Genomic DNA, 12,268 nt, shown 5'->3' with positions numbered 1-12,268 from the left:
TTCAACTCTGTGGCCTCATCCCTTGAGAAAGTCCGAACATGAACAACAACAGATCATGGTCAGGTTTAGTCGCCACGGAGGCTTTCGCCACCCGTGGTACTGCGCAGTGAGCATCGCCTGTGGTAGCACCGATCACCTGCATGCGGGGCTGCTCCCAGGCCGCCACCGCCAATGAAGCAACTGCCAAGGCTCCAACCAAAAACAAACCTCGTGCAATTTCGAGTTTCATCGCTATAAACCTTTGATAGCGCTGCCAAACGCCGTCTCATAAAAGTAGACGAGTTTTTTCCAGTCCGTGTCGCTGAACGACGAATGGCGACGCAATTGCTTCATGTCATGGGAGGCCGCGCGATAAGCGGTCAGACGCTGACGGCATTTCTCCAGATCGATCAATGCCACTTCGACCTGGGCCGAATCACCTTCGCCGGTCACCCGTACAAAAACGTGTTTGATATAGATGCAGCTGTGCTGCCAACGGCCCTTGTGCATGCGCGCGAGGTTTTCGGCCAGGTCTTTGAGGACGCGCTCGTAAACGGCTTCGCCATATTGGGCACGGCCGCCGGCGGCTTCCCACTTCTCGAGTTCGTCGAAACCGTCCAGCGACTTGGTCACCAGCAGCGCACGCCACTTGTGTTGCGGATCGGGCTGTGCACCGCAGAAGACGATTTGCGGGACGCGTACGCCGAGGCGGCTGACACCGGTCAGGGCATCCAGCTCTCGCAAGACTGTCGGCCGGCCGAAGGGATGCAGCCAACTGCGATAGATATGTCCGGTCTGGCGCTTGGCATACAGCAACTGGCCGTCACGGCCCACGACTCGTTGCACACCACTTTCCCCACCACGGCGCACGTTGGGTTCTTCCACCCATTCACCGCGCTGGTTCCAGTAGTAGTCGAAGCGATCCTGGGGAGCGACTTCCGTTTCTGCTGCTATTTGCACCGCCATCCTGTTACCTCTTGCGTAATACGTAAACCCGCCACATGGCATACAGCGGAATGAAGTCCAGTTGTTCCTGAATGCGAAAACCTGCGTCTTCGAACTCTTTTTCTACTGTCACAGCCGGTAACACAAACCGGTTTTGGTAACCTTCCTGCCCACGGCGCTGTTCAGCGCGTTTGCGTTTCCAGGCCTTGAAATTACCGTCCACCCACAACGAAATGATTACGCTGTCACGGGTGACACGCTCGAATTCGCGCAAAATCGTCCGCCGATGTTCGGCTTCACCGATGTGATGCAGCAAACGCATGCAGAAAATGCTGTCGACGGCGTTATCAGGTAAGGCAATGTCGAACGCAGACGTGTGCAAAGGTTGTACCCGTTTCACCACATCAGCCGGTTGCGCCTGCATCGCGGTCTTGATCATAGACTCGGAATTGTCCGCGCCAATGATCACCCGATTGGGTTTTTCCGCCAGCAACGGCCAGAAACGCCCTGCACCACACGGCAGATCCAGAACCAGCCCCGGCTCGCCCGCCAGCGTCAGTGCCTTGCGGGCCAGCTGCTCGTCCCGCCAATGTGACAACCGACGACCTAAACCGTCCTGGTGCTTGCGCAAATATTTTTGTGCATGCTGGTCATCATACTTTTCGGAAAAATCGAGCTTGATCGGACTGCTCATTTCAGGACTCCTGAATAACTGATGCCCCTACCATAGGTAGTGGCATGTCAGCGTCAGGTCGTCCCTTTGTGAAAATTACGTCAGGTAAACCGGCAAACTATTACAGGGTTTTACAGGGAGAAAGCAATAGCGCGGGGCCATCAGCTGAATCCGGCGGCCACTGATGATTCAATACTGCCGTTCAATCCCCTTCGCGAGCAGGCTCGCTCCCACCTTTGTACCGCAGATATCTGTGGGAGCGAGCCTGCTCGCGAAGGCGTCATCAAATACCAGCACTCAGGGCGCGGCCGCTTGGGTTTGGGGTTCATCGCTGCCCCAGCGTCACCTCAAAGCGGCAGCCATTGGGCTGCATGGTGCTCAACGTCACCTCCCAGCCCTGGTTTTCACAGATCCGCTGCACCAGCGACAAACCCAGACCCAGGCCTTCGCCGCGCTTCTCATTGCCGCGCACGAAGGGCTGGAACATGGCCTCGCGTTTTTCCTCGGGAATGCCGACGCCCGAATCTTCGACGACGAATCCATTGTCGTTGAGCGTCAGGCGGATGAAGCCCTGCTCGGTGTAGTGGCAGGCGTTGCGCAACAAATTGCCCATGACCGCGCTGAGCAGAGTCGCGTTGAAGCGAGTGTCCGGCGGATTGCCCGGCTCGAACATCAGCTGCAGCCCTTTCGATTCGATCGGTTCACGCCAGATACTCAACAAGCCATCGGCCACCTGACTGATGTTCTGCTGCGGCGCCGAACCGGCGTCTTCACGCTGGGCGCGGGCGAGCATCAGGAAGGTCTGCACCAGTTCACGCATTTCTTCGCTGGCGCGGGCGATGCGCTCGACCTGGGCACGACCGCGTTGATCCAGCCCCGGATTTTCCAGCAGCAGTTCACAGGAACTCGCCAGCACCATTAACGGTGTGCGCAGCTCGTGGCTGACGTCACTGGTGAACAGCCGCTCCCGAGTCAGTGCCTGACGCAGGCGCCCCAGCGTGGCATCGAACGCCACCGCCAGCTCGCCGACTTCGTCAGCCGCATAGTCCGGCGCCAGTGGCGGCGCCAGACCGAGCAACTGATCGCGATGCCGTACTTGCCGTGCCAGGCGCACCACCGGCGCCATGACCTTGCGCGCCAGCACCCAGCCGAGAAATACCGCCAGCGCCAGACTTAGCACAAAGCCCACCAGCACCACGGCGAACAGCACGCGCTCGCGTTCTTCGAAATCGCTTTGATCCTGCAGCAGCACGTAGCGCCGACCGTCGACGATCTCGACCATCGCGTGATACGACAGCTGCTCGCGGAACACTTCGTGGAACCCCGCATCGAGGTGACGCAGATCCTTGGGCAGCTCGAAATCACCCGGTCCGCCGCTGAAATAGAACAACTGGTCCGGTTCCGGGCGATGGCTCCAGTCCGATACGTTGTCCATCAGCAGCAGACGCTGCAGGTCGCCGCCCAGCCCCGCCGAAATCAGTTTCTCCTCCACCAGGTGCACGGTCGCCACGATGCCCATGGCGAAGGCCCCGGCCACCAGCGCACTCATCAGCGCAAAGGCGATGATGATCCGCTGGGAAAGGCTTTGCTTAAACTCCATCACGCCCCTCGGCCAAGCGGTAACCCACGCCGTGCACGGTTTGCAGCAACGGCTTGGCAAATGGCTTGTCGATCACCTGACGCAATTGGTGGACGTGGCTGCGCAGGCTGTCGCTGTCCGGGCAGTCATCGCCCCACAGCGCTTCTTCGAGAATTTCCCGGCGCAGGACATGCGGACTCTTCTGCATCAAGACTGCCAGCAGCTTGAGGCCGACCGGGTTGAGCTTGAGCAGCTTGCCCTCGCGGGTCACTTCCAGCGTGTCGAGATCGTAGGTCAGGTCACCCACCTGCAGCGCACGGCGTCCGCCACCCTGAGTCCGGCGCATCACCGCCTCGACCCGCGCCGCCAGCTCGGACAGGGCAAACGGTTTGACCAGATAATCGTCGGCCCCGGACTTGAAGCCCTGCAGCCGGTCGTCGAGTTGATCGCGGGCGGTGAGCATGATCACCGGCGTATCGCGCCGGGCATCTTCACGCAGGCGCTTGCACAGGGTATAGCCGTCGATCCCCGGCAGCATGATATCGAGCACGATCAGGTCGTAATGCTCGGTGGCAGCCAGATGCAGGCCCGACAAGCCGTCCTGGGCACAATCGACGGTATAGCCTTTGAGTCCCAGGTAATCGGCCAGGTTGGCTAGGATATCGCGGTTGTCTTCGACCAATAGAATTCGCATTGGCATCTCCTCCGTACACAGTGACGGCCGTCATGGCCCGCGCAGCTTAAGGCCAACGCCGGTTCAGGGCTAGGGCCGACAGGCGTGCAAATCAATTTGCCCTGGCAAATTAAATGTTTAACAAAGTTTTCACTATCGATTCACAACCTGACTACAGTGACGCCGCGAAACTCGCGCGCCATTGATATAAGGAAAACTAGACAATGGACCTTCTCAAGACCGCGCCCGTGCGCTTTCTGCTGCTCATCACCGGCGCCTGGCTGGTCATCTTTCTTCTGACTCGAGCGGTACTGCTGCTGACTCACCTGGATGAGGCCGGCGGCTTCGCCCTGTCGGTGTTCGGCATCGGCGCGCTGTACGACCTGGGTTTCCTTGCCTATGCGGCATTGCCGATGGGCTTGTACCTGCTGCTCTGCCCGCCGGGCCTGTGGCGGCGTCGTGGACATCGCGGGTTTCTGCGCGCCCTGCTGACAGTCAGCCTGTTCGCCATGCTGTTCGTGGCAGTGGCCGAATGGCTGTTCTGGGACGAGTTCGGCGTGCGATTCAACTTCATCGCCGTCGATTATCTGGTGTACTCGGACGAAGTGCTGAACAACGTCCTCGAGTCGTACCCGATCGGCAAGCTGCTGAGCCTCCTCGCCGTGCTGGCCGTGGTGATCAGCTTTGCCTTGGGCAAGCCGTTCAATGCTGCCATGAATGCCCCGCTGCCGTCGTTGCGCGGGCGTCTGCTCAGTGCCCTGGGCCTGTTGATCGTTGCGGGCCTCAGCCTGCAACTGCTCAGCCAGGACGCCCCGCGTGCCCAGGGCGGCAACGCCTACCAGAACGAACTGGCCAGCAACGGCCCGTATCAGTTCTTCGCCGCGTTCCGTAACAATGAACTGGACTACACCCAGTTCTACAAGAGCCTGCCGGCGGAAAAAGTCGCCAGCCAGATCCGCGCCGAGCTGAGCGAAAGCGACGCGCGCTTCATTGGCAAGGATCCACAGGACATTCGCCGGGTGATCGACAACCCGGGCACCCCGCGCAAGCCAAACATTGTGCTGGTGACCATCGAAAGCCTCAGCGCCAAGTACCTGGGCAGCAATGGCGACGGTCGCAACCTGACGCCAAACCTCGACGCGTTGCGCAAGCAGAGCCTGTATTTCAATAACTTCTACGCCACCGGCACCCGCACCGATCGCGGTCTGGAAGCGATCACCCTGGCCATCCCGCCGACGCCGGGCCGCTCGATCGTCAAACGCATCGGCCGTGAAAGCGGTTTCGCCAGCCTTGGCCAGCAACTGAGCGCGGTGGGTTACGACAGCGTGTTCGTCTACGGCGGCCGCGGCTACTTCGACAACATGAACGCGTTCTTCAGCGGCAACGGCTATCGTGTCGTCGACCAGAGCAGCGTCGATGAAGCCGAGATCCACTTCAAGAACGCCTGGGGCATGGCCGACGAAGATCTGTATCGTCAGACCCTGAAACTGGCGGATGCCGACTACGCCAAACAGCAACCGTTCCTGCTGCAACTGATGACCACCTCCAACCATCGCCCTTACACCTACCCGGACAATCGAATCGACATCAAATCCGGCAACGGCCGTGATGGTGCGGTGAAGTACACCGACTATGCGATTGGTCAGTTCCTGGAGCAGGCGCGGCAGAAGCCGTGGTTCGACAACACGATCTTCATCTTCGTCGCCGACCACACCGCGGGCAGCGCCGGCAAGGAAGACTTGCCGATCAGCAACTATCAGATTCCGCTGTTCATCTACGCGCCGAAAATGATCGAAGCTCGCGAGAGCGCGCAACTGGCCAGTCAGATCGATCTGGCGCCGACACTGCTGGGCTTGCTCAACCTGGATTACACCTCGACGTTCTTCGGTCGCAACCTGTTGCAGGACAACCCGCTGCCACCGCGCGTGGTGGTCGGCAACTACCAGCACCTGGGTCTGTTTGATGGCAAGGATCTGGCGATCCTCAGCCCGCGCCAGGGCTTGCGTCGGCATGACGATGCGTTGACCGAAAGCCGCGAGTCGCGGGTCAGCAGCGACGATCCGCTGGTCAGCCGGGCCATTGCGTATTACCAGGCGGCCAGTTATGGCTTCAAACAGCAGTTGTTGAGCTGGAAGCCGGCGAAGGACAGCACTGTCCAGGTCAGCGAACAGTAACCGTCAATAGAAACGCCCCGGGCTGATGCACCGGGGCTTTTTTTTGCGCAACCGGTTATCACAGGAAATCCAGATCCCAATGTGGGAGCGAGCCTGCTCGCGAATGCTGTGCATGCGTCACAGCTGTAGTGACGGGGTGATTGATTTCGCGAGCAGGCTCGCTCCCACAGGGGATGGTGTGAAGCCTGGAGTCCGGGCAATAAAAAACCCCGCCTGCTCAGCGCAGGCGGGTTTTTTCGTTACAGGGGTAAGGCTGGCTTACATCATGCCGCCCATGCCACCCATGCCGCCCATGTCTGGCATACCGCCGCCAGCCGAGCCTTCTTTCTTCGGTGCATCAGCAACAGCTGCTTCGGTGGTCAGGATCAGACCGCCGATCGAGGCTGCAGCTTGCAGAGCGGAACGGGTTACCTTGGTTGGGTCCAGGATGCCCATTTCGATCATGTCGCCGTATTCGCCCGAAGCAGCGTTGTAACCGAAGTTACCTTTGCCGTTCTTCACTTCGTTGACGACTACGCTTGGCTCGTCACCGGAGTTGGCAGCGATCTGGCGCAGCGGCGCTTCAACAGCGCGACGCAGCACAGCGATACCGACGTTCTGGTCAGCGTTGTCGCCGGTCAGTTCGGTCAGGGCTTCCAGAGCACGGATCAGCGCAACGCCACCGCCAGGTACCACGCCTTCTTCAACGGCTGCACGGGTTGCGTGCAGGGCGTCTTCAACGCGGGCCTTCTTCTCTTTCATTTCAACTTCGGAACCAGCGCCAACCTTGATCACTGCAACGCCGCCGGACAGCTTGGCCAGACGCTCTTGCAGTTTTTCACGGTCGTAGTCCGAGGAAGTTTCGGCAACCTGGGCACGGATCTGAGCGATACGGGCTTCGATGTCGCCTTGTACGCCAGCACCGTCAACGATGATGGTGTTTTCCTTGGACAGGGTCACGCGCTTGGCGTTACCCAGGTGCTCCAGGGTGGTGCTTTCCAGGCTCAGACCGATCTCTTCGGAGATCACGGTACCGCCGGTCAGAACGGCGATGTCCTGCAGCATGGCCTTGCGACGGTCGCCGAAGCCTGGAGCCTTGACGGCTGCAACCTTGACGATGCCACGCATGTTGTTCACGACCAGAGTCGCCAGGGCTTCGCCTTCAACGTCTTCGGCAACGATCAGCAGTGGACGGCCGGCTTTGGCAACGGCTTCCAGCACTGGCAGCATTTCGCGGATGTTCGAGATCTTTTTGTCGACCAGCAGGATCAGCGGGCCGTCGAGCTCGGCAACCATGGTGTCCGGCTTGTTGACGAAGTACGGGGACAGGTAGCCACGGTCGAACTGCATGCCTTCTACAACCGACAGTTCGTTTTCCAGGCCCGAGCCTTCTTCAACGGTGATCACGCCTTCTTTACCGACTTTTTCCATGGCTTCGGCAATGATGTCGCCGATGGAGTTGTCGGAGTTGGCGGAGATGGTACCTACCTGAGCGATAGCCTTGGTGTCAGCGCATGGCTTGGACAGGGCTTTCAGCTCTTTGACGATGGCGATGGTCGCTTTGTCGATACCGCGCTTCAGGTCCATCGGGTTCATGCCGGCAGCGACGGCTTTCAGGCCTTCGTTGACGATCGACTGAGCCAGAACGGTCGCGGTGGTAGTACCGTCACCTGCGTCATCGTTGGCACGGGAGGCAACGTCTTTGACCAGCTGCGCGCCCATGTTTTCGAAGCGATCTTCGAGTTCGATTTCCTTGGCGACGGAAACGCCGTCCTTGGTGATGGTCGGAGCGCCGAAGCTCTTCTCGAGAATCACGTTACGGCCTTTCGGGCCCAGGGTCGCTTTTACCGCGTCAGCCAGAACGTTGACGCCTTTGAGCATCTTGGAGCGAGCGGCATCGCCGAACTTAACTTCTTTAGCAGCCATGATCGATATTCCTTAAATACTTTGTAGTAACGGGAAAATGAACGGGGGGTATCAGCCTTCGATAACAGCGAGGATTTCGTTCTCGCTCATTACCAGCAGGTCTTCGCCGTCGACTTTCACAGTGTTGCTGCCGGAGTAAGGACCGAACACAACCTTGTCGCCTTCCTTCACGGACAGTGCACGCACTTCACCGTTTTCCAGAGCCTTGCCCGGGCCTACAGCGAGAATCACACCGTGGTTGGCTTTTTCAGCAGCCGAACCTGGCAGGACGATACCGCCAGCGGTTTTCTTTTCTTCTTCGCTGCGACGGATGACGACGCGGTCATGCAGAGGACGAAGCTTCATTGTCGATCTCTCCTAATTGTGGTTTTCATCGGCCGGTGTAGTCCCGGCGGGTTTAACGAATCCGGCCTGCGCCGGTTGCGGTTCGTCGAGCGAACCGCGGAAGTCTGTCCGGCTTGAATGCCGGAAACCTTTCGGTGACCGATACATAAGGGCGCATAAGCTTATTACAAGGGCGGGGGCAGAAAATTTTTCATCGGTTGCCCCTTGAATGCCGCGCATAAACAAACGGCACCCGATGGTGCCGTGTCGAAGCAGGGGTTACTTGCTGTCGCGATGTTCGAACTCGCCTTCGATCACATCACCCTCGCGGCCCAGAGGCTGGCGCGGTGCAGGACCGCCACGCGGTTGCAGGTCGTCGGCGAAGGCACGCTGACGAATTGCCTGTTCTTCGGCGCGCTGGCGCATCTTGTTCGCCAGCAGGCGACGGGTAAACGGCAGCAGCATCACCAGACCGACCACGTCGCTGACGAAGCCCGGCAGGATCAACTGGCCACCGGCCAGTGCCAGCATCAGGCCTTCAAGCATGGTCTGCGCGGGCAATTCACCGCGGTTCAGGCTTTCACGGGCACGCAGTGCCGTGGCCAGACCGGCGACGCGCAGTACGAACACACCGAACATCGAGCCGAGAATGATCAGCAGCAGGGCCGGGAAAAACCCGATCGCCCCTGCCACTTTGACGAATACGAACAGCTCCAGCACCGGAAACAGCAGAAAGAGCAACAAAAAAGGGCGCATCAAAGATTCCTCAACGCAAGAAATGCCTTGCAGTAAGCCTTAGATGACGTCGCCCTTTCGTGAATTCAAGCGTCAGCCACCGCATTTTTTGGCCAGACCTCGGCGTGAGCCAGAGAAACCAAGGCCTCGCGCACTTGTATCGGCGTATGACAAGGCGCTGGAAACGCCAGCCAATACAGTGCCTGACCGATGCGCAGGTGCATGCCTTCGCTGTCGATCCCGGCCAGTTGCGCCGGTACGGTTTTCGGCAACCCGCTGAGTTCGACGTAGTGGGCAATGGCTTTGGCGTGATCGCTGTTCATGTGCTCGACCATGCTGATTTCCGCCTTGCCGGCAAACGGGTTGGCCAGGGTCACTTGATCGACCCAGTGAATCGCACCGAAACCACCGATGTAGCGGTGACGCACCGGGTTGAGCACCCAGAAATCAAAGTCGTGGGCCTTGTGGTAGTTCTGCGAGTCGGGGAAATACCGGTAATAACGCTCGGCGGCGGCCTCGATGGCCGCCGGGTCTTCGAGCTTCTGCGCTTCGGCCAGATAGGTCAGGCGACCAACGGCCTGCACGTCGTCGGCTTCGCGCTCACCTACCAGCAGCGAACATTTCGGATCTTTCTGCAGGTTGTGGGTGTGCTGGGCGATGCGGCTGATCAGGATCAGCGGGCAGCCCTGCTCATCCAGGCAATACGGCACCACCGAGCCAAACGGGAAACCGGGCATCGATTTGGAGTGGGTGGACAATACGCCACGGTATTCCTTGAGAAGCAATTCTCGGGCATTCTTGGCCGCTTCAACGCTCAATTTATGACTCCTTAAATAGAATCCGTCGAAAAAACGGACAGGCGCCTGGGGATAAGTCCCGGTCACGCCATCGGGCAATGCTCATGTGCAATCCGGCCATAATCGATTCGGATCGAGCGTCGCCAATAACAAAAACCACTCAGACCGGCTATCGGGGCATGCGAATGCAACTCAACGACAAAGTAATCATTATCACCGGCGGTTGCCAGGGTTTGGGCCGTTCCATGGCCGAGTATTTCGCCGGCAAAGGCGCGAAGCTCGCGTTGGTCGACCTCAATCAGGAAAAACTCGATGACGCGGTGGCAGCCTGCAAGGCCAAGGGCGTCGAGGCGCGCAGCTATCTGTGCAACGTGGCCAATGAAGAACAGGTTGAGCACATGGTCGCGCAGGTTGCCGAAGATTTCGGCGCGATCCATGGCCTGATCAACAACGCCGGGATCCTGCGTGACGGCCTGCTGCTCAAGGTCAAGGACGGCGAAATGACCAAGATGAGTCTGGCCCAGTGGCAGGCGGTCATCGACGTCAACCTGACCGGCGTGTTCCTGTGCACCCGTGAAGTGGCGGCGAAAATGGTCGAGCTGAAGAACAGCGGCGCCATCATCAATATTTCTTCGATCTCCCGTGCCGGTAACGTCGGCCAGACCAACTACTCTGCCGCCAAGGCTGGCGTGGCCGCAGCCACTGTGACCTGGGCCAAGGAACTGGCGCGTTACGGTATTCGTGTGGCAGGCATTGCGCCGGGCTTCATCGAAACCGAGATGACTCTGGGCATGAAGCCGGAAGCGTTGGAGAAGATGACCTCGGGGATTCCGCTCAAGCGCATGGGCAAGCCGGAAGAGATCGCCCATTCGGCGGCGTACATCTTCGAGAACGACTACTACACCGGGCGGATTCTGGAGATGGATGGCGGCTTGCGGATCTGACTGCAAACACAGAAACCTATGTGGGAGCGAGCCTGCTCGCGAAAGCGGTGGATCAGACAACTCATCGGTTGAATGACACGCCGAATTCGCGAGCAGGCTCGCTCCCACATTAGATTGTGTTTCTGCTTATCAATCGTCGCTGATGCTGATATTAGGCATCGCCGGTGTCGCCGCTTCCTGCAACACAATGCGTGCGCCGACGTGGCGGGCCAGTTCCTGATAGACCATGGCAATCTGGCTGTCCGGTTCGGCGATCACCGTTGGCTTGCCGCCATCGGCCTGCTCGCGGATCAGCATCGACAGCGGCAGCGAGGCCAGCAGTTCGACGCCGTATTGGGTCGCCAGCTTTTCGCCACCGCCCTCACCGAACAGATGTTCGGCATGTCCGCAGTTCGAGCAGATGTGCACGGCCATGTTTTCCACCACGCCCAGCACCGGAATGTTGACCTTGCGGAACATTTCCACGCCTTTGCGCGCGTCCAGCAACGCCAGATCCTGCGGCGTGGTGACGATCACCGCACCGGCCACCGGGACTTTCTGCGCCAGGGTCAGCTGGATGTCACCGGTGCCTGGCGGCATGTCGATCACCAGATAATCCAGATCGCCCCACGCGGTTTGCGTAACCAGTTGCAGCAGCGCGCCGGAGACCATCGGCCCGCGCCAGACCATCGGCGTGTTGTCGTCGGTCAAGAACGCCATCGACATGACTTCGACACCGTGGGCCTTGAGCGGCACGAACCACTTCTGATCCTTGACCTCGGGGCGGGTGCGCTCGGGGATACCGAACATGATGCCCTGGCTCGGGCCATAGATGTCGGCGTCGAGAATCCCCACCTTGGCGCCTTCGCGGGCCAGCGCCAGCGCGAGGTTGGCCGCGGTGGTCGACTTGCCCACGCCGCCCTTGCCCGAAGCCACGGCGACCACGTTCTTGACGTTGGCCAGGCCCGGGATCTGCGCCTGGGCCTTGTGCGCGGCGATCACGCTGTTGACCTCGACCTTGGCGATCGTCACCCCATCAAGATTTTCGATTGCCAGCTGCAGCAACTGTGCCCAGCCGCTCTTGAACAGACCGGCGGCGTAGCCGATTTCCAGCTGCACATTGACGCGATCAACGACGATCTCGATGTGCTTCACGCAACCGGCGCTGACCGGGTCCTGGTTCAGGTAGGGGTCGGTGTATTGGCTGAGGACGGCTTCCACCGCTGCGCGAGTGACGGCACTCATGGGCAACTCCGATAACAAGACTGGGAAAAGATGGCGGGTATCGTACGCTGGACGCAGATTTGTGGCGAACTGATTACTTGAGCAAGTCAGCACCTGTGGCGAGGGGATTTATCCCCGATCGGCTGCGCAGCAGTCGCAGAACCATCACCCGCGGTGTACCTGATAGGCCCTGATATCGGGTTTGGGGGCGGCTTCGCCACCCATCGGGGATGAATCCCCTCGCTACAAATGCTCTCAAAGTACCCAGCGGCACAGGGTGAAAAATATGCGCCAGCGCTTTATAGTGGCCGACCTCCGTTTCATCAAGTAGCGAAGC

12 protein-coding genes are annotated in these 12,268 nt (G+C 59.5%); 2 read left to right on the top strand and 10 right to left on the bottom strand.

The window, feature by feature from the left end; genetic code table 11:
* Nucleotide 1: 1 nt before the first annotated feature.
* From HDC30_RS16465 to HDC30_RS16445, 5 genes are all read right to left on the bottom strand, one after another.
* The gene (locus HDC30_RS16465) at nt 2–229 is read right to left on the bottom strand and encodes a hypothetical protein (protein WP_025111684.1); all 228 of its coding nucleotides are present in this window, start codon (nt 227–229) and stop codon (nt 2–4) included.
* A gap of 2 nt (nt 230–231) precedes the next feature.
* Complete coding sequence (locus tag HDC30_RS16460) at nt 232–945, bottom strand: lipopolysaccharide kinase InaA family protein (protein ID WP_096795130.1); 714 nt, start codon at nt 943–945, stop codon at nt 232–234.
* A 4-nt stretch (nt 946–949) separates the two neighbouring features.
* Nucleotides 950–1,618, bottom strand: coding sequence for a class I SAM-dependent methyltransferase (locus HDC30_RS16455; protein WP_027612050.1), 669 nt, complete (start codon nt 1,616–1,618; stop codon nt 950–952).
* Nucleotides 1,619–1,922: 304 nt separating this feature from the next.
* Nucleotides 1,923–3,197, bottom strand: a complete 1,275-nt coding sequence (locus tag HDC30_RS16450; RefSeq protein ID WP_097086030.1) for a HAMP domain-containing sensor histidine kinase — start codon at nt 3,195–3,197, stop codon at nt 1,923–1,925.
* Complete coding sequence (locus HDC30_RS16445) at nt 3,187–3,870, bottom strand: response regulator transcription factor (RefSeq protein ID WP_025111688.1); 684 nt, start codon at nt 3,868–3,870, stop codon at nt 3,187–3,189. Before HDC30_RS16445 ends, HDC30_RS16450 begins: the two co-directional genes overlap by 11 nt.
* 203 nt (nt 3,871–4,073) lie before the next feature.
* On the opposite strand from HDC30_RS16445, the gene HDC30_RS16440 reads away from it, so the two are divergent.
* Complete coding sequence (locus HDC30_RS16440) at nt 4,074–6,023, top strand: LTA synthase family protein (protein ID WP_103367380.1); 1,950 nt, start codon at nt 4,074–4,076, stop codon at nt 6,021–6,023.
* A 258-nt stretch (nt 6,024–6,281) separates the two neighbouring features.
* Here the strand turns inward: HDC30_RS16440 and groL are convergent, their stop codons facing one another.
* The 4 genes from groL to HDC30_RS16420 form a co-directional block, all read right to left on the bottom strand.
* Entirely contained in the window at nt 6,282–7,928 is a 1,647-nt protein-coding gene (gene groL, locus HDC30_RS16435; RefSeq protein ID WP_007964008.1) for a chaperonin GroEL, read from the bottom strand.
* Nucleotides 7,929–7,979: 51 nt separating this feature from the next.
* Nucleotides 7,980–8,273: a co-chaperone GroES gene (locus HDC30_RS16430; protein WP_007916610.1), complete on the bottom strand. Its 294-nt coding sequence runs from the start codon at nt 8,271–8,273 to the stop codon at nt 7,980–7,982.
* A gap of 258 nt (nt 8,274–8,531) precedes the next feature.
* The gene (locus HDC30_RS16425) at nt 8,532–9,008 is read right to left on the bottom strand and encodes an FxsA family protein (RefSeq protein WP_183784016.1); all 477 of its coding nucleotides are present in this window, start codon (nt 9,006–9,008) and stop codon (nt 8,532–8,534) included.
* A 65-nt stretch (nt 9,009–9,073) separates the two neighbouring features.
* Nucleotides 9,074–9,805, bottom strand: a complete 732-nt coding sequence (locus HDC30_RS16420) for a HugZ family protein (protein WP_183784014.1) — start codon at nt 9,803–9,805, stop codon at nt 9,074–9,076.
* A 164-nt stretch (nt 9,806–9,969) separates the two neighbouring features.
* Here HDC30_RS16420 and HDC30_RS16415 point away from each other — a divergent pair, with 164 nt between their 5' ends.
* Entirely contained in the window at nt 9,970–10,728 is a 759-nt protein-coding gene (locus tag HDC30_RS16415; protein WP_016773416.1) for an SDR family oxidoreductase, read from the top strand.
* A gap of 129 nt (nt 10,729–10,857) precedes the next feature.
* Here HDC30_RS16415 and apbC read toward each other — a convergent pair whose 3' ends face one another.
* A complete protein-coding gene (apbC, locus tag HDC30_RS16410; protein WP_115988998.1) occupies nt 10,858–11,952 on the bottom strand; it encodes an iron-sulfur cluster carrier protein ApbC in 1,095 nt (364 codons plus the stop codon).
* Between the last annotated feature and the right edge of the window lie 316 nt (nt 11,953–12,268).

The sequence above is a fragment of the Pseudomonas sp. JAI115 genome, from assembly GCF_014200835.1.
GTDB classification, from domain to species: Bacteria; Pseudomonadota; Gammaproteobacteria; order Pseudomonadales; family Pseudomonadaceae; genus Aquipseudomonas; species Aquipseudomonas putida_A.
This window is presented reverse-complemented; position numbering and strand designations above follow the sequence as displayed.